11 protein-coding genes are annotated in these 22,003 nt (G+C 74.6%); 5 read left to right on the plus strand and 6 right to left on the minus strand.

Annotated features, from left to right (window positions below; genetic code table 11):
- Window positions 1–56: 56 nt before the first annotated feature.
- From trmB to H297_RS0132555, 3 genes are all read right to left on the minus strand, one after another.
- Window positions 57–914, minus strand: coding sequence for a tRNA (guanosine(46)-N7)-methyltransferase TrmB (trmB, locus tag H297_RS0132545; protein WP_027740447.1), 858 nt, complete (start codon window positions 912–914; stop codon window positions 57–59).
- A 117-nt stretch (window positions 915–1,031) separates the two neighbouring features.
- A complete protein-coding gene (gene lhgO, locus H297_RS0132550; RefSeq protein WP_078514985.1) occupies window positions 1,032–2,396 on the minus strand; it encodes an L-2-hydroxyglutarate oxidase in 1,365 nt (454 codons plus the stop codon).
- Window positions 2,397–2,611: 215 nt separating this feature from the next.
- Window positions 2,612–4,282: an NsdA family TPR-like regulatory protein gene (locus H297_RS0132555; RefSeq protein ID WP_027740449.1), complete on the minus strand. Its 1,671-nt coding sequence runs from the start codon at window positions 4,280–4,282 to the stop codon at window positions 2,612–2,614.
- Between the two features lie 1,393 nt (window positions 4,283–5,675).
- On the opposite strand from H297_RS0132555, the gene H297_RS0132560 reads away from it, so the two are divergent.
- Entirely contained in the window at window positions 5,676–8,114 is a 2,439-nt protein-coding gene (locus H297_RS0132560) for a hypothetical protein (RefSeq protein ID WP_027740450.1), read from the plus strand.
- Window positions 8,115–8,271: 157 nt separating this feature from the next.
- A complete protein-coding gene (locus tag H297_RS39810) occupies window positions 8,272–11,835 on the plus strand; it encodes a BTAD domain-containing putative transcriptional regulator (protein WP_037795874.1) in 3,564 nt (1,187 codons plus the stop codon).
- Here H297_RS39810 and H297_RS39815 read toward each other — a convergent pair.
- Window positions 11,832–13,847 carry a sigma-70 family RNA polymerase sigma factor gene (locus H297_RS39815; protein WP_051352372.1) on the minus strand — a complete coding sequence of 672 codons (2,016 nt, stop codon included), beginning with the start codon at window positions 13,845–13,847 and terminating at the stop codon, window positions 11,832–11,834. The two genes, H297_RS39810 and H297_RS39815, sit on opposite strands and share 4 nt — an antisense overlap.
- Window positions 13,848–14,130: 283 nt before the next feature.
- Entirely contained in the window at window positions 14,131–14,979 is an 849-nt protein-coding gene (locus tag H297_RS0132575; RefSeq protein ID WP_051352373.1) for a TetR/AcrR family transcriptional regulator, read from the minus strand.
- Window positions 14,980–15,451: 472 nt separating this feature from the next.
- Here H297_RS0132575 and H297_RS0132580 point away from each other — a divergent pair, with 472 nt between their 5' ends.
- Both H297_RS0132580 and H297_RS39820 read left to right on the plus strand, forming a co-directional pair.
- Window positions 15,452–16,924 carry an FAD-dependent oxidoreductase gene (locus H297_RS0132580; protein WP_051352383.1) on the plus strand — a complete coding sequence of 491 codons (1,473 nt, stop codon included), beginning with the start codon at window positions 15,452–15,454 and terminating at the stop codon, window positions 16,922–16,924.
- 888 nt (window positions 16,925–17,812) lie between these two features.
- Window positions 17,813–19,477, plus strand: coding sequence for an ATP-binding SpoIIE family protein phosphatase (locus H297_RS39820; protein ID WP_078514991.1), 1,665 nt, complete (start codon window positions 17,813–17,815; stop codon window positions 19,475–19,477).
- Between the two features lie 34 nt (window positions 19,478–19,511).
- Here the strand turns inward: H297_RS39820 and H297_RS39825 are convergent, their stop codons facing one another.
- Window positions 19,512–20,888, minus strand: coding sequence for an MFS transporter (locus H297_RS39825; protein WP_051352384.1), 1,377 nt, complete (start codon window positions 20,886–20,888; stop codon window positions 19,512–19,514).
- Between the two features lie 148 nt (window positions 20,889–21,036).
- Here H297_RS39825 and H297_RS0132595 point away from each other — a divergent pair, with 148 nt between their 5' ends.
- Window positions 21,037–21,573 (plus strand): MarR family transcriptional regulator, encoded by a 537-nt coding sequence (locus tag H297_RS0132595; RefSeq protein WP_027740453.1) that lies wholly within the window; start codon window positions 21,037–21,039, stop codon window positions 21,571–21,573.
- The last annotated feature ends 430 nt before the right edge of the window (window positions 21,574–22,003 follow it).

A 22,003-nucleotide genomic window follows, 5' to 3' on the forward strand; every position in this document is an offset into this window, starting at 1 on the left:
TCACGGCCGCGGCCCGGGACCCCGGTGGCCGCGGCCCAGCACACGGCGGCCGCGGCTCAGCGGCGGCGGAAGACCAGGTCCCGTACGGCGTGCCCCTTGGTGAGGCCCTGTCCCTCGAAGCGGGTCAGCGGGCGGTGTGCGGGGCGGGGGGCGTAGCCGCCGTCCGGCTGGGTGTTCTCGTAGTCCGGGTGCGCGGTGAGGACCTCCAGCATCTGCTCGGCGTAGTTCTCCCAGTCGGTGGCGCAGTGCACGAGGGCGCCGGGGCGCAGCGGGCCGGCCGCCAGGTCGAGGAACTCGGGCTGGAGCAGCCGCCGCTTGTGGTGGCGCGCCTTGGGCCACGGGTCGGGGAAGTAGAGGCGCAGGCCGGAGAGGGAGTCGGGGGCGAGCATCTCGCGCAGCAGGATGACGGCGTCGCCGTTGCCGACCCGTACGTTGTCCAGCCCCTTCTCGTCGGCGAGCCGCAGCAGGTTGCCCTGGCCCGGGGTGTGGACGTCCACGGCGAGGATGCCGGTGGCCGGGTCGGCGGCCGCCATGGTGGCCGTGGCCTCGCCCATGCCGAAGCCGATCTCCAGGACGACGGGCAGGTCCGGGTCGTCGAACAGGTCCGCGAGGTCGAGCCGGCTCAGCCCGTCCACGTCGAAGCCCCAGCGGGGCCAGAGCCGCTCCAGTGCGATCCGCTGCCCCTTCGTGACCCGGCTGCGGCGGGGCTGGAAGCTGCGGATGCGGCGTTCGTGGTGCGAGCCGGCGGGGTCGGGCGAGGGCCCGGCACCCGGCGGGAACATCCGCGCCATCTGGCGCGGCGTCCGGCCCGTGCCGGTCGCTTCGCGAGGGGGCTCGGTGTGCGAGGGCTCACCATGCGCGGGCTCGCTGCGGGTGAGCTCGTCGTTCGGGGAGAAGTTCTTGCTTTCGGACACGATGTTTCGATTTTACGGCCCACGGCATCCCGACCGTGTCGGCCACCGCCGCACCCCGCAGGCGTCGACCGCCGGGACGTCCGCGCCTCGCGAGGGACCGCGCCCGTGCCGGGTCCCTCAGCCCTCCCCCAGCACCGTCGCCGTCCGTCGGGCGATCTCCCTCCCGATGGGCAGGGAGGCCGTCGCGGCCGGTGAGGGGGCGTTGAGGACGTGCACGGTGTGGGGGCCCTCCGCGAGGAGGAAGTCGTCGACGAGTGTGCCGTCGCGCAGCACCGCCTGGGCCCGCACCCCGGCGGGGGAGGGGCGCAGGTCCGCCTCCGTGACGTCGGGCAGCATGCGGCGCACGGCGGCGGTGAAGGCGGGCCGTGACAGGGAGCGGCGTATCTCGCCGGCACCGTAGCGCCAGTGGCGGCGGGCGAGCCGCCAGGCACCGGGGTGGGCCGCCAGCCCGGCCAGCTCGAAGGGGCGTACGACGGGCCAGGTGTAGCCCTCGCGGGCGAGGGCGGGCACGGCGTTGGGGCCCACGTGGACCCCGCCGTGGACGCCGCGCGTGAGGTGGACGCCGAGGAAGGGGAAGGCCGGATCGGGTACGGGGTAGACCAGTCCGCGCACCAGGTGCTCGCGCTCGGGGGCCAGCTCCGCGTACTCCCCGCGGAACGGGATGATCCGGGCCGGTGGGGTGTCCCCGGCGAGCCGGGCGACGCTGTCGCAGTGCAGCCCCGCGCAGTTGACCAGGGCCCGCGCCCGGAGGACCGCGCCGTCCGCGGTCCGCACGGCGACGCCCCGGCCCGGGCGGCGGTCCACCACCGTGACGTGGCCCGCGGCGCCGTACCGCACCTGCGCCCCCGCGTCCTGCGCGAGCAGCGCGAGCTGCCGGGCGACGGCGGTGAAGTCGCACACCCCCGTGGTGCCGACATGGATGGCCGCCAGGCCCCGCACGTGCGGCTCGTACGCGGCGATCTGGGCGGGCCCCAGCTCCCGTACCGGGATGCCGTGCTGCCGGCCGCGCTGGATGAGGGCGTGCAGCCGGGGCAGCTCCTCGTGCTCGGTGGCGACGATCAGTTTCCCGGTCACCTCGTGCGCGATGCCGTGCTCCGCGCAGAACGTGACCATCTCGGCCGCCCCGCCCACCGCGAAGCGTGCCTTGAGGGAGCCGGGCGGATAATAGATGCCGCTGTGGATCACCCCGCTGTTCCGCCCCGTCTGGTGCCGGGCCGGGCCCGGTTCCTTCTCCAGGACGGTGACCCGGAGGCCGGGGTCCCGGCGGGTGAGCGCATAGGCGGTCGACAGCCCGACGATCCCCGCGCCGATCACCAGCACGTCGCAGTCCGGTCGGCCGGAGCGAGGGGCGGTACGCCCGGCGGCGCGTCTGCCGGCGCGTTCGCCGTCCTGCGCACCGGCGGGTGCGGCGACGTGCCCGTCGGTGCCTCCGTCGGCGGCCGGGCGGTCGTGTCTTCTGGACGTCGAGGTCACGCACCCCATCATGGACCCCGCCGCTGACGGACCGCTGCGGTACCCGTCACGCAGACGATCAAGAAAACCCCCGCCTGGACACCCGCTTGGACACCGGCCCCGGCAGCCCGTCCGGCAGTCCCTGGACGCGCCCGGCGGCCACGCTCTCCCGTCCGTCCCGGCGCACACCGGCCGGGGCCGCGCGGGGCCGGGTCACGACGGCAGGCGGGACATGCGGACCGGCGTCATGCCGGCGCCATCAGCAGCGGACGCGCCCGCTCCCGCAACTCGGCGACCCGCGGTTCGTCCCCGTACGGCTCCAGACGGTGCAGCAGATCGCGGACGTACTCCGTCGTACGGGCCGAGGAGATGCGGCCCGCGACCTCCACGGCGCGCGCACCGGCGGCGCAGGCGGCGTCCAGGTTGCCCGACTCCAGTTCGGCGACGGCCGAGACGACCAGGCGCAGCCCGTGCGAGCGCACGAACTCCTCCTTCGGCTGCGAGAGCGCCTTCTCCGTGAAGCGGCGTACCTGGCGCGGCGCCTTCAGATCGCGGTAGCACTCGGCGGCGTCGGCGGCGAGCCGGTCGTAGGAGTAGAAGTCCAGCCAGGAGGGGTCCGGGTCGCCCTCGCGGGAGCGCTCCAGCCAGCTCTCGGCTGCGGACAGCGCGGCGGCGCATGCCTGTGCGTCGTTCGCCTTGGCGTGTGCGCGGGCCTCGACGAGTTGGAAGAAGCTCATCGTGCGCGCCGTCGCCAGCCCGCGGTTGCGTTCCAGGGCGGCCTGCGCGAGGTCCACGCCCTCGTCGGCGAAGCCCCGGTAGGTGGCCTGGAGCGACATGGAGGCCAGGACGTAGCCGCCCAGCGGCACGTCGGCGGCGGCGCGGGCGAGCCGCAGCGCCTGGATGTAGTAGCGCTGCGCGGCCTCCTGCTGGCCGGTGTCGAAGGCCATCCACCCGGCCAGCCGGGTCAGTTCGGCGGTGGCGCCGAAGAGGGAACGGCCGACCTCGTCGGTGTAGGCGCCCAGCAGCAGCGGTGCGGCGTCCACCCGCAGGCACTCGGGCACCATGGAGGAACGCCAGTCGCCGCCGCCGTACTTGGAGTCCCAGCGGCGCGCCTCGTCGGCGGCCTCGCGGAGTTTGGAGACGTCGGTGTGACCGACGCGCAGCGGAACGGCGGCGCCGTTGCCGCCCCCGTCCTGGTCGGCTGCCGCCCCGGCCGGGTCGGTACGGGCCACTGCCTCGGCCCGGACCGCCGCCTCGGTACGGCCCGCCGGTTCGAGGCGGCCCGCCTGTTCGCCGGGGTCGGCCGGCTCGGTGCGGCCTGTCGCCTCGGGACGGCCCGCGCCCTCGGTGCGGTCGGCGGGGTCGCGGCCGTCGGCCGCTCTGCCCCTGCCGGGCGTTCTGGCCCCGTCGGCGGACAGGGCCACTCCCTCGATGAGCTCGATGTGCCGGGCGACTGAGCTGTCCGCCGGTGTTATGAGCCACCGGGAGGCCGGAGTCGCGTAGGCGCTGACCGAGAACGAGCCCGCGAGGGACTGCCAGATGCTGCCGCCACCGCGCCGTCCGGCCAGGTCGAGCCGGTAGAGGTCGGTGGCGGACCTGACGGCGGCCCCCACGTCCCGGGGGAAGGCCAGGCCGACCTCCGGGGTCGGGTCGGCGTCCGCGAGGCCGATCTCGTGCAGCGGCACGGGCCGGCCGAGCTTGCTGCCGATGGCAGCGGCGATCAAGTGGGGGGCCGCTCCCTGCGGCACCATTCCCTTCGATACCCAGCGGGCCACCGACGTCTTGTCGTACCGGAGCGTGAGGCCCCGTTGGGCACCGAGGTCGTTGACCCGTCGGGCGAGTCCGGCGTTGCTGATCCCTGCGAGGGCGAGGACGGTGCCGAGTTTCTCATTCGGCCCGCGTGACTCCCTGGACATGCGCACCCCTGACCACACCGACGACCGCCCCGCGGCTGACGCGGGGCCCCCTTCCGTTCCGTGCGTGCTGCACGGCGCGGAAGGCACTGCGAACACAGCGTAGTTCGCCGCATGCCCACCGTTAAGGGGTGGCAGGGGGGATGGCGGGATCCATGTCCGTACGCGTGTACGTGCAGGAGTCACGTGCCACCCTCATCGTGCCCCCTGTCACGCGGCCGGAATCGTGCGGAGCTGTCCCCGGTCCGAGTGGCTTCGCGCCCCTTTCCCGTGCCCCGCCCGTGTGGCCGTGCGCCTGCCTATGCGCCTGCCGTGCCCGTATCGGGGGCGCTTCGATGGGAGCCGCGTGGGTCGGCCCGCTGCTCAGGATCAGCGGGCTGGGGGACGCCGCCGCCTCATTCCCCGCGGGCGGCGGTCCGGGCCGGGAGGAGCGAAGGCACCTCCCGGCCCGGCCGTGTGCGTGAGGCCCCGGAAGCGGGACGCCGAGGGCGCCAGGAATGCCAAGGTCGCCGGGAACACCGAGAACGCCGGGAACGCTGGGAAGTGGGGCGCGGACCGCTGGACGTGCGGGGAACGCGGCGTCTGAAGCGCGCCGTGCGGCGGGGGAACTGCCTCGTTGCCGGGGGCGTCGGCCTCCCCGGGGCCCTCGCGGAGGGCGGCTGTTCGGCCCGCCTCTGTCCGCGGCTTTCCCTGCCCTGCCGCGCCCTGCCGCGCCCTTCAGCGCCCTTCAGCGCCCTTCTGTGCCTGTCCGTTCCGCCCTTCCACGCCTGGCCCCGCCCGCCGGTGCGGCGTCCCCGATAGGACGGCCGGGCGCCGTCGGCCGTCCACCGCGGGTTCTCTTCTGCTGTGTCGGCCGTGCGGGGACTGCGGGCGAGCGCTCGTGCCGGGGGACCGTTCCGCCGGTGCGCCGCGCGTGCGACGGTTCCGCGCGCCCAGCGTGCACGCCCGCCTTGCGCCACGATGGACGGTTCGAGGCGCCGTCGCGGTCCTCCGCGCGCCACCGGTTCGCTGTTGCGTCACGAGGGCGTCGCGGAGCGTCAAGCCGAGGGTTGTGATGTGCTGTCGCACGGCCGAATTTGGCCGAATGACATCGGTCGGGTGTGCGGTGCCAATGGACGGCGCCAGCGGAATATGCCGCTCGGTGCCGCACCGCCGGGGTCGCACCGCACCGGTTCGGCAGGGGTGTGGAAGCAGTACGGCGCGGGGACGACCCAAGGAGGCGGGAGGGGCGACCCGGGTGCGGCGCAGGGGGGCGCTGTCGGGTGGAAACGGGTGGAAAGGAGCGGCGCATCCCATCGACGGATGCGCCCCTTGCACGCCTCCCGTGCGCCACTTACGTGGCACCATGGCCGCAACGACAGCGGTCCATACGGCAGTAGAGCGAAGGCAGGCGGCGATGCGTTGGTTGGTGGGGTGGAGCAGCGCCGCGGCAGCGACGGACGGCCGCCGTGGCGCTGCCGGAGCCGCCACCAACGGCGCGCGCGCCGCCCGTAATTCCTCCCTGTACGGAGTGGACGGCAACGGCTCCTACGGCGGTACCGGCGCCGGTACCGGCTCCCCTGACCCGTACGACTCGTACGACTCCTACGACCTGTACGACTCCTACGGCCGCTACGGGCACGCCCCGCACACCGCCCACGTGCCCGACGGAAGCGACGGCGTTCTCCAGCCCGTCGGCGCACAGGTGGTGTGGGGTGACCCCGACCCGCTGTGGGCGGTCGGGGACTGGCGGCCCGACGAGATCCGGGTCGTGGAGGCCCAACCGGGCAACCGCCTGGCCGTGTTCGGCTGCTGCGGTGCCAGTGACGAGGAACTGCGTCTGGGGCTGGTCGCCGCGCGAGGAGGAGCGTTTCGCCACCTGACGGCCTGGCCCGGCAGCTACACGGCGGTGGCCTGTGTGGGGCGCCGGATCACCGTCGCCGCGGACCTGGCCGGTGCCCGGCCCGTCTTCCACGCGCCCTGGGCGGGCGGCACCGCCTACGCCACGGCCGCGCTGCCGCTCGCCGATCTGACCGAGGCCGAGCTCGACTTCGGTCACCTGGCGGCGCTGCTCGCCTGCCCCGAGGCGCCCGAGGCGCTGGGGGACGGCACGCCGTACCGCGGGGTCAGCCGGGTGCCGCCCGGCCACGCGTTGATCGTGCGGGACGGCGGCAGCCGGGAGATCGCCGGTTACGAGTCGCCCGGCTCCCTCGTCGTCGGCTCGCCGCCGGTCGACCCGGAGACGGCGGTCGCGCACGTGCGGGACGCGCTCGTGGACGCCGTACGCGCCCGGCTCACCGCCCCGCGGCACGCCGCCGAACACGACTTCGACGTACGCGATCCGGGCCCCGTACCCGGCATGGGGCCCGCCGACCGGCAGCGGGCCCGCGGCGGTCCCGCACCCGGCGTCGGTGCCGACCTGTCCGGCGGGCCCGCGTCCGGTGCCCTGGCGCTGCTCGCCGCCGGGCTGCCCGGCGCCCCCGGTACCGTCTTCGGCACCCGCGCGGCCGGCGCGGGCGAGCGGCTGCTGGCCGTCACCTTCAACGACCTGGCCCGGGACGCCGGGCCGCGCGGCGCCGCCGCCCCGGCCGGCGTCGCCGGCTTCGACGGCTCCGCCGACGGCCGCGATCCCGGTGCCGCGCCCGGCCCCGACGCCGAGCTGACCGCCGAACTGGAGCGAGCGCGTGCCATGGCGGAGAACCCGCGGCTGCGTCATCTCGTCGTCACCGGCGGCCCGGAGACACTGCCGTACGCCGACCTGACCACCGGCCCCCTCACCGACGAACCCGCGCCCTCCCTGGTGACCGCCGAACGCCATCGGTACCGGCTCGCGGCGGGCAGCGCCGACCACTTCGTCGGGGCCGGCGCCCGTCAGGTCCTCGACGCCCACCCCGCGCGCCTCGCCGACCTGTTGCTGGACCGGCGCCGCCGCCACCTCGTCCGCCCGGTCGCCGCGCTGGCCCGCGCGGAGGGCGGCGAAGGACAGGTGGCGGGGCGCTCGTTGCTGGTCCCCGTCACCATCTACCGGGCGGCGCGCAGGCTGGCCCGCACGCCCTACCGGGACGGTGTGCAGCGGACGGCGGAGCTGCTGCGGGACGGCTCGTTCACGGGCTCCGCGTTCGCGCCGTACCCGGAAGGCGGGGAGAGCGCCGTCGACGCCTCGGTCGCCGCGCTCACCTGGTGCCGGCCCGGCCCGGCGGCACGGTGGCTCACCGGCGAGGCACTGGCCGAGGTCTCGCTGCGGCTGGAGGCGGCCGCCCGGTCCCGCCCGTCCGTCGAGAGACCCGGCGAGCGGCGGGCCCGCGCCGCCCTCGCCCGGTCCGCCGCCGACCACCGTGTCCTCGAACAGGCCGCCGAGATCCGCAATCAGCGGCTGCACGCCCCCTACTTCGACAACCAGGTCGTACGCGCCGCCCGCGAACTCCCCGAAGCCCTCCGCGTACGGCCAGGGGCGCGTGCCTCGATACTGCGCGCCGCGCTCGCCGGGGCCGGCGTCCACGACCTCCCACCCGGCTGGGGCGCCCCCACCCACGCCACGTACCGCGCCGCCCTCCGTACGGGCATACAGCGCGCCACCGACCAACTGCTCCAGCTCTTCGAAGCGCCGCTGCTCGCCGAAGCCGGCCTCGTCGAGGCCCGCGTCGTACGCCAGGCCGTCCAACGGGTGGCCAAGGGCGAGCCCCTTCCCCCGGAAGGTCTGGCCGACCTGGTGTCGATGGAGCTGTGGCTGGGCCGCCTGCTCACCCGTCGCGGTACCTGCTGGACCGGTGCGGCGGCGCCCCGCCACCGGGCGGCGGCAGCGGGTGTCCACCCGGACGCCCGCTACGAGCGGATCCTGCCGCCCACCAGCGCCTGACCGCGCCCGGCTTCCGCCCCTGCCCGTCACTCCTGCCCGTCACCCCTGTCCGTCCCGGCGGCGGACGGACTGCGCTGTCCCGCCCGTCGGGCGCCGGCAGCGGGACCATGAGAGAAAAGGACGCGGACATGCCGACACCGACAGGGACAATAGGCCCGTGCGCTATCTGATCCTGGGGACGAGCGAGGTCCGTGACGACGCGGGCCGCCCCGTTCCGCTGGGCGGACAGCGGCTGCGCGCGCTGCTCGCCGCGCTCGCGCTGCGCGCCCACAGCCGCGGACCCGCTCCCCTCCAGACGCTGATCGACGAGGTATGGGCCGACACCGGCCCCGATGCACTGCCGGGCAACGCGTCGGCCGCGCTCCAGGCGCTGGTGGGCAGACTGCGCCGGGCCGTCGGGAAGGACGTCGTCGAGTCGCTGCCCGGCGGGTACCGGCTCCGCCTCGACCCGGAGCGCGACGAGGTCGACCTGCTCCGCTTCGAACGCCTCTCCGCCGACGGTGAGCGCGCCCTGGACGAGGGCGACGCCGCACGGGCCGCCCGGCTGCTCCGTGAAGCCCTCGCCCTCTGGCGCGGCCCCGCGCTGGCCGACCTGCCCGACCGCACCGCGGAGGCGGCCCGCGCGGAGGCGCTCCGGCGAGCCGCCCACCAGCGGCGGCTCGCCGCGGACCTCGCGTCGGGGGACGCCGCACGGGTGCTGCCCGAACTGCGCGAGCTGGCCCGCGCACACCCGCTCGACGAGCCGCTCCAGGCCCTTCACCTCCGTGCCCTGCACGCCAGCGGCCGCACGGCCGAGGCGCTGGCCGGTTACGAGGGGGTCCGCAGAGGCATCGCCGACCGCCTGGGTGCCGACCCCGGCGCGGAGTTGCGCGCCCTCCACGCCGAACTCCTCGCCGCGAGCACCCAGGAGGCGGTCCGCCCGCGGGGCACCGGGACGCCGGACACGGCGAACCCCGGGCAGGAGGAGTCGGCCGGGCACGGGGCGGATGCGGGCCCACCGGCATCCGGCCCGGAGCAGCCGCAGCGCGCCCCGGGCAACCTGCGCGCCCGGCTCACCAGCTTCGTCGGCCGCGAGGGCGACATCGACGCCCTCGGCGCGGACCTGGCCGCCTCCCGGCTCGTGACGCTGACCGGGCCGGGCGGATCCGGCAAGACCCGGCTCGCCGAACAGGTGGCCGCCACCCTGGGCGCCGCCACCCCGACGCCGTACCCCGACGGCACCTGGCTGGTGGAGCTGGCCTCCCTCGACCACCCCGGCGCCGTGCCGGGCGCCGTCCTCAGCGCACTCGGACGCCGGGCGACGGCACTGTCGACGGCCGCCACCGACGCCGCCCGCCCGCTGGGCGGCGAACAGAGTGCCACCGCGCTGCTGGTCGAACACCTGGAGCAGCGCAGTCCGTTGCTGGTGCTGGACAACTGCGAGCACGTCATCGACGCCGCCGCCACCCTCGCCGAGACGCTCCTGGCGCACTGCCCCGGGCTGACCGTGCTGGCCACCAGCCGGGAACCGCTCGGAGTACCTGGCGAGACCGTACGCCCCGTCGAACCGCTGCCACCCGCTCCCGCGCACCGCCTCTTCGTCGACCGTGCCGCCGCGGCGCGGCCCGGCTGCCTCCCGAGCGAGGACCCCGAAGCCGTGGCCGAGATCTGCCGCCGCCTGGACGGACTGCCCCTCGCGATCGAACTGGCGGCCGCCCGGCTCCGGTCGCTCACCCCGCGCCAGATCGCCGACCGCCTCGACGACCGCTTCCGCCTGCTGACCAGCGGCAGCCGCACCGTGCTGCCCCGTCAGCAGACACTGCGGGCCGTCGTCGACTGGTCCTGGGGCCTGCTGGACGAGCGCGAGCGCACCGTCGTGCGCCGGCTGTCCGTCTTCGCAGGCGGCTGCACCCTCTCCGCCGCCGAGCACGTGTGCGCGGACCCGCGGCCCGGGGCCGACGAGCCCGAGGAGGGCGATGGGCTCGACGGGGGTGGCGGGGGAGAGGTGGCCGAAGAGGTCGGCGGAGTCGACGAGGTCGGCGCGGCCGGCGCGGCCGACGGGGCCGACGGGGTCGATGCGGTCGACGGGGGAGCGGGGCTCGGCGAGGCCCACAGGGATGCGGGGCACGTCCGCCCCGACGACGTACTGGATCTGCTCTCCGCCCTCGTCGACAAATCCCTCCTCGTACCCGACCAGCCTCCCGCCCTGACCGGCACCGGCGTGCGCTACCGCATGCTGGAGACGATCCACGACTACGCCCGCGAACGCGCCGCCGAACACCCCCGCGAACGGGAGGCCGCGGAGGACCGGCACACCGCGCAGACCCTCCGCTTCGTCACCGCCGCGGAACCCCGCCTCCACTCGGCGGAACAGTTCTCCTGGCTGTCCCGGATCGAGGCCGACCTGGACAACGTCCGCGCCGCCCTGCACCGTTCCCTGCGCCACCGGGACCGCGAGACCGTCTCGGCCCTCGTCCGTGCGGTCGGCTGGTTCTGGTGGCTGCGCAACTACCGTGACGAGGGCGCGCGGTGGGTCGAGGAAGCCCTCGCCCTGCTGCCCGCCGCCGCCGGGGACCGCGACGAGGACGAAGAGCTCCTCTACCGGGAACTCCAGCTCCTGGCCTACTTCCTGGTGTCCGAGCACGACACGCAGAAGCTGCTCACCGACCCCGGGCACCGCGCCGTCGCCCGCGAACTGCTCGCCACCTTCCGCAGGCCCGGCCCCGCCTCCGCCCGGTTCCCCGGCATGCTGTGGCCGTTCACCGGCTACCTCGTCGGCGGCAGCCAGGGCGTCGCGGACCTCATGGACCGGGCTGTCGCCAACTGCCGACGCCACAGCGGCCCGTGGGAGCTGGCCGTCACCCTGCTGTTCCGGGCACACGTGCGGATCGACACCCCGCTCGGCCTCTCCCTCGTCCAGGACGACCTCGCCGAGATCAGCGCACTCGCCGAGAGCACCGGCGACCGCTGGCTGCTCAGCCAACTGTGCGGACTCCGCGCCGAGGTCGCCACCCAGGAAGGCCGCTACGAGGACGCCCGCGGGGAGTGCGAGACGGCCCTGCGCTACGCCCAACAGCTCGGCGCCCACACCGAGGTGCCCGTGCTGCTGGCCCGTATCGCCGAGATCTGGCTGCGGCAGGGCGACAGCAGGCAGGCGGACCGGCTCGCCCGACGTGCCGTCGCCGACGCCGACCGCCTCGGTATCGGCGACGCCCAGACCCTCGCCGTCTACGTCCGCGCCGTGGCCGCCATGGAGGAGAACCGGATCGGCCGCGCCCGCAGCCTCTACCTCGAAACCCGCAAGCACGCGTCCGTCGGCACCCCGCCCGCCATGTTCGACGTCCTGCTGCGCGTACTCGATGCCCGCATCACCGCGGAGGAGGGCGACGCACTGCTCCCCGAGGCCCTCCGCAGGATCCGGGCGGCCCTCCGCGCCGGTCTCGAACTCGGGGTCCCCGAAACGCTGACCGGCCACGCACTGCTGGTCGCCGGCCTCGTCCTCCAGCGGTCGGGCCACCCCGTCCTCGCCGTCCAATTCGCCGACTCCGCCCGGAGCATCCGCGGCGCACTCCCCGCCAGCGTCCCCGAACTACGGCTGGACGGTGCCGTCCGCGCCCACACCGGCTCCACGAACGGGGCGCTGGACCCGCTCGGCCCCGCCGATCCGCCGCTCACACCCACCGAAGCGGTGACCCGCCTCGACGACCTGTGCGCCCGCCTCGCGGCTCAGCAGCAGAGCTAGGGCAGCACGTCGGAAGCCGACCCCGGCGTCCGCGGTCCCGGCCTCTGCGAACCGGGTGTCTGCACCCCGGGTGTCCGCGAACCGGGTGTCTGCGCACCCGGCGTCCGCGGGCCCGGTCGCGTCCCGGACGCGCCCTCTCCCGTACGCCTGGTCGAGGAGAGCCGTAGCTCCACAGAGGGCGCCCCGGACGGCTTACGCTCCACCACCAGGCGCACGGGCCGGCCACCGACAGTCGTGCTCACGGTGACGGAATGGTCCGTCACCTGCACGAGGTGCTGATCGACCACCGGAGGCTCCGGCGGCTTCGGCGACGGTGGCGGCGGAGCGGGGCGGGAGGGCTCGGGCGGCTTCGGAGCCGGCTTGCTCGGCGGAGCGGGCGCGGACGGCTCGGGGGCGGGACGGCGCGGCGGCGCGGGCTTCGGGGCGTGCTGCGCCGGCGCCGCGCGGGGCGGCTCGGGCCGGGGCTTCGGAGCCGGGGGCCGGGGCTTGTGCGGCTCCGGTGGACGCGGCGCCGGGTCCGGCGTGTGGCGTGGCGGTGCGGGCGCCGCGGGCGGAGCGGAGTGACGGGCCTCGGGCTTCTTCGGCGGCTCGTCGCCGCCGGTCAGCGCGTAGGCGAGCGCCGCACCCGCCGCCGCGGCGACACCGAGACCGATGCCGACCTTGGCCGGGGTGCCGAGCCCCTCCGAGGCGGCACCCGCCCCGGCCCCACTGCCGCCCGCGCCACCGGCGGCCGCACCACCGGCCGCGGCGCCGCCGCCCAGCAGCGCGGCGAACGCCTTGGCACCGCCCGCCGTACCGAACCAGCCGATCAGCGCGACGGGGAGCAGCAGCCTGATGTGCTCGTTGAGGTCCTTCACCTCGGACGCCGCCTGACTGCACTCCGCGCACTCCGCCAGGTGCTGCGTCAGCCCTCGCTCGGCCCGCATCCGCAGCCCACCCCGTGCGTACGCGCCCAACCGGTCCGCGTACCGCGCGCACTCCTCGTCCCGCGTGCGGGCCTGGCTGACGTGGGCCTGCAAGTACGCCTGCTTCAGGTGCTCACGCGCCCGGTGCGCCGCTGTCGCCGCCGCGCCGCGGGAGGTGCCCAGCAGCAGCGCCACGTCCTGCGGCTTTCCGCCCTCCACCGCCGTGTGCCACAGCAGCATCCGATCGTGCTCCGACAGGCTCCGGAAGGCGCGGACGACCAGCGTCTGCTCCGCTTCCCGCATCGCCCGCACCTCGGCGGCGAGGTCGAGGGTGTCCGCATCGGGTGCGGCCGACGCGGCCGCCGCCGACTGCACGAAGACGGCGAAGTCGTCCACCAGACGCTCCCGGCGCTGCGAGCGCGTCCACGCCGCCGCCACATGCCGCACCGAGGTCAGCAGGTACGTCCGCACCGCCGTGCGGGGCCCCTTGCCGCCGCGGACCGCCTGCAAGGTACGGGCGAAGACCTCTCCGGCGAGGTCCTCTGCGGTGTCCGCGTCCCGGCAGCAGGTACGGGCGTAGCGGCGCACCGGCTCCACGTGCCGTCGGTACAGCTCCTCGTACGCAGCGTCGTCCCCGTCGCGCATGCGCTCCAGGAGCTCGGTGTCGGACACGGGGGCCCCGCCCTGTCCGTCCCGCGGCGCCGGGTCCACGCGCACGTCATGCGGCCCGCGTTGCTCGGGAACCTGGTGCGAGGGCGCCTGGGCGGCCTCCTCCTCGGCGGAGAGGGCGGCGGAAGCAGCAGCCGGGGCGGGAGCCGGAGTCGAAGCCGCGGGCGAAGCCGACGCCTCCGCGGTCCCTGTCGGCCGCTCCTGCCGCTGCGCCCCCTTCTCCCTCGTCTCCCGCTTCATCTCCTGCGTCCCACCGGCTGGGTTCGGGCCCGCCTCGTCCGGCTCCGCCCGGTCCGGCCCGACCCGGTCCGGACCCGCGGGCTCACGCTTCTCGGGCGTCCGCGCGTGCGGAACCGCCCCGGCCTCTGCCTGCGGGCCCTGCTCCTGCGGGCCCCGCTCGTCCGGCTCCCTCGGCTCCTGCCGCCCGTCACCGGTCATGGCCGCAACTTCCCTGCACACCCTGCCTGCGGAACATCGCGACAGCGTGGCACAGTGCCGTCGGCCGAGAACCCGACAACCTGACCAATCACTCCGACCGGGGTCCTCTCGTACGGGTGCACGACTGGGTAGATCTGCCGGGGTACCGACGCAGGGCGGCGCCCCGCGGGACGCGCGCCGCACCGAGGCGGACGCGCCCCGCCACCGGGACCGCCCGGCAGCACCGGTGCGGCCTCGGCGGGCGCCGCGGGGGCTTCGGTGGGCGGCCCGGCGCCGTAGGGCCTCACTGAGCGTCGCGGGACCGCAATCCCTCCAGCAGGATGTCGAGGAGCCGTGTGGACGCCGCGGCCTGCTGCGCCGCATCGGGCAGCGAGGGAGCGGCTGTCGCTATCACCAGCAGAACATCGCCGACCGTCACGTCCGCGCGCAGCTCCCCCGAGTTGCGGGCGCGCTCGACCAGCTTACCGACCACCTGGAGCAGTTCGACAGCGCCCGGGTTCTCCTCCAGTCCGTCGTACGAGACGGCCTCGACCGGGTCGGCGGCGGGCGTGTGCTCCACCAGGCGCAGATCCGGCGGTGTGCTCCCGTCGGGCGGTGCGGCGTCGCCGTGCCCGGCGTGTGCGGGCGCGCGCTGCTGCGGTACGCGTGCCGGGCCGTCCGTCCAGCTTTCGGCCCGCAGTATCCGCGGCGGCAGCAGCCGGCCGGCGCCGGAGGCCACGGAGGTGCGCAGGAAGCGGGAGAGCGCCGACCAGGGCTCCTCCTCCTGTCCGAGCGCGGCCCGTGCCTGCTCCGTCAGCCGTGCCGTCTCCTCCTCGGCGATCCGCCGCACCAGCACGTCCTTGCTGGGGAAGCGGCGGTAGACCGTCCCCACCCCGACCCGGGCGCGGCGGGCCACGTCCTCCATGGGTGCCCCGTAACCGAGCTCCCCGAAGACCTCGCGGGCCGCGCGCAGCACGTGTTCGAGGTTGCGCTGGGCGTCCACCCGCAGCGGAGTGGTCCGCGGGGCGGCGGCCGCGGCGACGGCGTTCCCCCTGGCCGTACCGCTCGTGGCGGCCGCTCCGACCGCGGCCGCGCCTGCGGTGGCGGCGGTGTTCGCGGCGGTGGTGTTCTCGGCGATCGGGCGCTCAGGCATGGCGGAAACGGCCGCCTTCGTGGCATGAGACCCGTGCATACCCTGAATGTGCATCTTTGTTCCCCCGGTACATCTCTGTCTCCCCCCGGAGACTCCCGCGTCTGCGGGACGGGGCGCGACGCATAGGTCACATGTCGCACCCGCTGTGGTTACGAACATAGTTGAGCCCACGACGTGAGAGAAGAGGGCGTCTCCGCACGGCACAGGGTGGGCCCCCGTCGCGACCTCTCCCACCCCTGCCCGTGCGGTCCGAGCGCCCCCCTCTTCCCCGGAGTGACCTGCACCGACTTGTGCGGGAGTGCCGTCGGAGGCGCGGGGGGCGCCCGGCGCACACCGGTCATACGAATCGTGTGGCCTGTGGACAAACGAGGGGCTGAGGGTGCGTCATGGACGGGTGACGAAGGCCACGAAGGACCCTGAGCACTCCGCGGACCCCACACGCATCCTCGTCGTCGGTGGCGGCTACGTCGGCATGTACACCGCGCTGCGGCTCCAGCGGAAGCTGAAGCAGCGACTCAGCCGCGCCCCGCGCCCCTTCCCCGCCCCGGCCGCCGCGTCGTCCTCCTCCGCCCCGGCCGCGGCCCGGTCCTCGCCCGCCCTCGCCCTCCCGCCCGGGGTCACCATCACGATCCTCGACCCCGATCCGTACATGACCTACCAGCCGTTCCTCCCGGAGGCCGCCGCCGGTTCGATCTCCCCGCGCCACGTCGTCGTCCCCCTGCGCCGCGTGCTGCCGCACTGCCAGGTCGTCGTGGGCGAGGCCCGCAGCATCGACCACGAGCGCCGCGTCGCACACATCACCACCCTCGCCACCGCCGAGGCCGACGCGACGCGGGCCGCCAAGGCCGGAGCGGGCCGCCCGGCAGGCGAGCCGCAGACCCTCGAACTCCCCTACACCGAGCTGGTGCTGGCCCCGGGGTCGGTCTCCCGTACCCTCCCGGTCCCAGGACTGGCCGAGCACGGCATCGGATTCAAGACCGTCGAGGAGGCCATCGGGCTGCGCAACCACGTGCTCGAACAGCTCGACATCGCCTCCTCCACCCGCGACCCGGCCGTCCGGGACGCCGCACTGACCTTCGTCTTCGTCGGCGGGGGATACGCCGGGGTGGAGGCGCTGGCCGAACTGGAGGACATGGCCCGCTACGCCTGCCGCTACTACCACAACATCGAGGCCGACGACCTGCGGTTCCTGCTCGTCGAGGCGAGCAACCGGATCCTGCCCGAGGTCGGTGAGGAGATGGGCGGGTACGCGCTGCGCGAGCTACGGGCCCGCAACATCGACGTCCGTCTCGACACCCGTCTCGACTCCTGCGAGAACCGGGTCGCCGCCCTCAGCGACGGCTCCCGTCACCCCACCCGCACCCTGGTGTGGACGGCGGGTGTCAAACCGCACCCGCTCCTCGCCCACACGGATCTGCCCCTCACCTCGCGCGGCCGGCTCTCCTGCGACGCCACCCTCCGCGTCGCGGGCAGGGAGCACGCCTGGGCGGCGGGCGACGCGGCGGCCGTTCCCGACCTGACGGCGACGGAAACCGGCGCGGGCGGGGCAACGGGAACGCCGGACAGCAACACCACCTGTGCCCCCAACGCACAGCACGCCGTCCGGCAGGCACGCTGTCTGGCCGACAACCTCGTGGCCGTCCTGAACGGACAGGAACCCGCCCCCTACCGGCACGCCTACGCCGGCTCCGTCGCCTCCCTCGGCCTCCACAAGGGGGTCGCGCACGTGTACGGACGGAAGCTGAAGGGCTACCCTGCCTGGTTCATGCACCGCGTCTACCACCTCAGCCGGGTGCCGACCTTCAACAGGAAGGCCCGGGTGCTGGCCGAATGGGCGCTCTCCGGGCTGTTCAAACGGGAGATCGTCTCGCTGGGCTCGCTCGAACACCCCCGTGCGGAGTTCGAGATGGCGGCAGGCACCGTGCGGCGTCCCGACAAGGAATGACGTACAGGGACTGACGTGCACGCAGCCGCGTGCGGGGACTGCCGTAGGCGGGCCGGTGCACGCGGAGGAGCGATCGGTGCTGCGGCCACGGCCGCGGGTGCGGCACCGAGGCAGCAGCGGCACGGTGACACGGCCACACCGGCAGGCAGGGAAGTGGCCCTGGAACAGCGGTGTCTGACGACGCCTGACGAATGTCGGCACGGTGCGCCACACTGGGCGTGTGACCATGGGTGGGCCCGTGTCTGCGAAGAGTGATCTCTGAGAGCGGCCCGACCGGCCTCGAACGGCCTTCGACCGGCCGCCCGAACGGCCCTGAGCGGCCATTTCGCGGCCTCTGAGCGACCGAGCGAACACAGCGAACCACACGAGGAATCGGACGACGTGAACTTCACGCGCTGGAGCGCCCGACTGCCCGGCACACAGCGGCGGACCGCAGCCGCCCAAGCCGCGATAAGGGCGCGAGCGCAGTCGTCCGCCCCCGCCGACGGGAGCGGGCGAGCCGACGACGAGCAGGCGGACGCCACCAGCGGCACGACCGACGGCGCGGACCCCCTCCCAACCGCCGCGGTACCCGGCGACCCGTCGCACGACACCCCGCCCCGGGACGGCGACGCGACACAACAGGCGCCCCCGAACGACGGCGACACGGTCCCGCACGACGGCACGCACCCGGGCGACGAGGCGGCCTCGGGCGGTGGAGCGGACGGCGCAGGCTCGGCCACCCCGGACGCGAAGGGACCCACCGTCCCGGGGGCGCGCGGTCGTCCGCGCTCCGAGACGGACCGGCCCCTCGGCGTCGGCCCCGCGACCGCCCCCGGGACGGCGGCCGCCGAGGCCGCGGGCGCCGCCACCGGCGTCTTCGAGTCCCGTGGCGTCAAGAGCCGGCTTTTGGAGGGCCGGAGTGCCGACACCCGGAGCGCCGAGAATCCGGGCGGCGGAGCCCGGGGTTCCGATGCCCGGAGCTCCGGCGCCGCACGCCCCCGTCCGCCCCACCAGCGCGACGGCATCGACCCGCTGCCCGTCCAGGACCTGCTCGGCCAGGTCCCCGCGCTGGCCGCGATCGTCCAGGGACCCGAGCACCGCATCGCGTTCGTCAACGACGCCTACACGACGGTGTTCGGCCCGCGCCCCACCGGCGTCGCGGCCCGCGAGGCGCTGCCCGAACTGGTCGAGCTCGGTCTGCTGCCGCTGATGGACCAGGTACGCCGCAGCGGCAGGCCCCGTACGGTCAAGTCCCGCCGCGCTCCGGCAGCGCAGCACGGGAGCACCGTGTCGGCCGCCCGCCGCGGCACCACGGGGCCGCCCCGCCGTACCGGTCACTACTACACGTTCACCTGCACGCCCATCACCCTGCCGGACGACAGCGGTGTCCTGATCTTCGCCGCGGAGGTCACCGACCAGGTCGAGGCGGTCGAGAAGCTGCGCGCCAGCGAGCGCCGCCAGCGCGAGGCGGCCGTCACCCTCCAGCGCAGCCTGCTGCCCCAGGAGTTGGAGCAGCCGGACGACCTGCGGGTCGCGGCCACGTACCTCCCCGGCGGCACGGACGCGGCCGTCGGCGGCGACTGGTACGACGTCATCACGCTGGGCGCCGGGCGTACCGCCCTGGTCATCGGCGACGTCATGGGACGCGGTGTCCGTGCCGCTGCCGTCATGGGGCAGCTGCGCACGGCCGTGCGGGCCTATGCGCGGCTGGACCTGCCGCCGCACGAGGTGCTGCAACTCCTCGACGGCCTCGCCGCCGAGATCGACGCCAACCAGATCGCCACCTGCGTCTACGCCGTCCACGACCCCAGCGAGGGACGGCTGAGCTACGCCTCCGCCGGGCACGTGCCCGTCCTCGTACGCGATCCGGACGGCACCGTGCGCTGCGCCACCGACCACACCGGGCCGCCACTGGGCACCGGCGGCTGGCTGCACACCTCCGGCAGCCTGCCGCTGCCGGAGGGCGCGACCGCCGTCCTCTACACCGACGGCCTGATCGAACGCCGCGACGCCGACATCGACGAGGGGGTGGCCGCGCTGGAGGCCGCCTTCGCCGGTGCCACCGGCTCACCCGACATCGTGTGCGACCGCCTGCTGCGCGCCCTGGGCATCGCCGAGGACCACGACGACGACGTGGCGCTGCTCGTCTGCCAGCACCCGGAACGCACCGGCGCCGACGCCGAGTTGTTCCACAACGCGGCGCTCGACCTGCTGGGCGGCACCGAGGCGGCCCCGCGCGCACGCGCCTTCGCCTCCGGGGTGCTGGCCTCCTGGCGTTTCCCCGCAGACCTGCGCGACCTGGCGGTCCTGGCCGCCAGCGAGCTCGTGGCCAACTCCCTCCAGCACGGCGCCGCGCCCATGCGGCTGCGGCTGCGCCGGACCGACCGCCGCCTGATCGTCGAGGTCACCGACGGCGACGACCACCTGCCCCGCCGCCGTCGCGCGGAACCGGCGGACGAGTCGGGCCGGGGCATCTCCATCGTCGCGACGATCGCCTCCGCCTGGGGCTGCCGGCGGACACCGGGAGGCGGCAAGTCGGTCTGGTGCGAGTTCGCACTGCCGAAGGAGTAACCGGCCCCCGCCCGTACGGAGGCCGGCGAACACCTCAACCGGCGCTGGGAGCCCGCTGCCCGACGAGCTCGGCGTCCCGGGAGGTCTGCGACGGCCCCTCCCCTCCGGCGGAGCCGACCGGCTGCGCCGGGACCGGGCTGCCCGCAGCGGAACCCCCGCGCGCCACGACGACCGAACCGGGCCGGTCCACCCTCTCGGGCAGCCGGCGCCCCAGCAGCAGCGCCAGACCGGTCACCCCCAGGCAGCACAGCACCAGCAGTACGACGTACGCCGACCACGCGCCGGCCGCGGCGATGGCGCCGCCCACTGCGGGGCCCACCGCCAGAGCGAGCTGTTTGACCAGGGCGAAAGCCGAGTTGTACTGCCCCACGAGCCGCGCGGGCGCCAGGTCCGCGACCATCGGCGCCACCGTCGGCGAGAGCATCGTCTCGCCGACCCCGAACAGCGCGTAGGTGGCGATCAGCAGCGCGGTGGCCACCGCCTGCGCCCCCTGCACCAGGCCGGACGCCCCCGCGGCCAGCCATGCGACGGTCCAGATGACGCCCACGAGCGCGACCACCCGGCTGCGCCGCCGCCCGTCCACGAGCCGCAGCACCACGAACTGCGCCACCACGATCATCGCCGTGTTCGCCGCCAGAGCGGTCCCCAGCGTCGCGGTGGAGATCCGGGTGACCTCGACGGCGTACGCGGACAGCCCCGACTCGAACTGCCCGTAGCACGCGAAGAAGATCACGAACCCGAGCACACCGAGCAGCACCATGGGACGGTCCCGCAGCAGCACGCCCCACCCGGAACCCCGCGCGGTGCCCGCCCGGGACGCCTCGTCTGTACCGTCCGCACGAGCGTCCTCGGCGGGCCGGGCCACCCGCACCGTCACCAGCACGGCGAGCAGCACGAGGAACATCGTCGCCTCGACGGCGAACAGCAGGGTGAAGCTGGCCGGGTCGTGCTCGTCGACGAGCACGCCGCCCAGCAGGCCGCCGACACCGAGCCCCAGGTTGTTCAGGAAGAACTGGGTCGCGAACGCCCGGGACCGCGTCCCCGGCGTCGAACACCACACGATCATCGTCGCGAGCGCCGGCTGGAGTACGGCGATACCGGCGCCCATCACGGCGGAAGCGGCCAGCACGGCGGGCGCCGTGGTCGACAGCCCGAACCCGAGCGCACCGAGCGCGGCCGACACCCCGCCGCCGACGACCATCACGAGCGGTCCACTCCGGTCGATCACGCGCCCCGTGAAGGGCAGCACGATCAGCGCGGCGGCGGCGAACACGGCGAGCACCGCACCCGCGGTGCCGTCACCGAGCTCCCGCACCCGCGCGACGTACACGAAGAGGAACGGCACCGTGAAGCCGTTGCCGAAAGCTGCCAGCGCGTTACCGAGCTGGATCCGCCGCAGCGCGGCGGCCATCGCCGTGGTCACACTCACCTGCCTTGATCGAGAAGCTGGAGGGGGAGAAGACGCCTCGAAGGCGAAGACTTCGAAGCTAAAGTTCGACACTAAAGAATACACAGGGCAACCGTTTAGGGCGAACGAGCCGTCATGGGATACTGGCCACATGCCGGAGCGACAGCCGACCCTCGACGAGCAGATCGCGATCTACCAGCGCGAGTTCCACGACCTCGACCCCCAGGTGGAGAAGGTGGTCAACGCGCTGAGTCGGCTGGACCGCCGGATGAACGTCGCCTACGGCCGCCAGCTGGCCACGCTCGGCCTGAGCAGCCCCGAGTGGGAGGTGCTCAAGGAACTCGTGATGGCCGGCAGCCCCTACCAGCTGTGGCCCGGCACCATCGCCAAGCGCCTCGGCCTCACTCCCGCGGCCATGACCCACCGCATCGACCGCATGCTCATCCAGGAGCTCGTCACCCGCGAGCGCGACCCCGACAACCGGGTCCGCGTCATCATCGGCCTCACCGACACCGGCCGGGAGAAGTGGCTGGAGGTCATGCGCAAGGCATCCGTCTTCGAGGAGGACCTCCTCCAGGACCTGTCCATGGGCGAGCGCACCCAGCTCGGCGAGCTGCTCACCCGCCTCCTCCGCCGCGTCGAGCACGCCCAGCCCGACGCCGGCGGCCGCCTCACCGACCTCGACTGACCGGGGCCCCGGCCCCGGCCGAGGTCCGGTTGACAGTACGACGAGTGATCCGTAAGGTTCATCGGGTTGCCATGGAGCCGTCACGGTTCCTGGTAACCCTTCAGCCGGTTCGGCTGCATCACTACGAGAGCACTGTCTCCCCTTCGCAGGGGTCCATTCGGCATGCCGAATTTCTTCTGCGGTCGGCTCAATTTGGAAGTCGGCGGGGAAAGGCTCTAAAGTAGCGGTCAGCCGGAAGGCGCCCCGCCGACAGGGGATTCCGATGCGGAAGACGGTACGGAAACGGACCGGAAAACGGATCTGATAGAGTCGGGAACACCGAAAGGGCAAACGTCCGGAGAAGCCGGTGAGATGGTTTCGATGGAAGCGTCCGTTTCTTGAGAACTCAACAGCGTGCCAAAAGTCAACGCCAGATATGTTGATACCTCGG

The sequence above is a fragment of the Streptomyces sp. CNT360 genome (assembly GCF_000424785.1).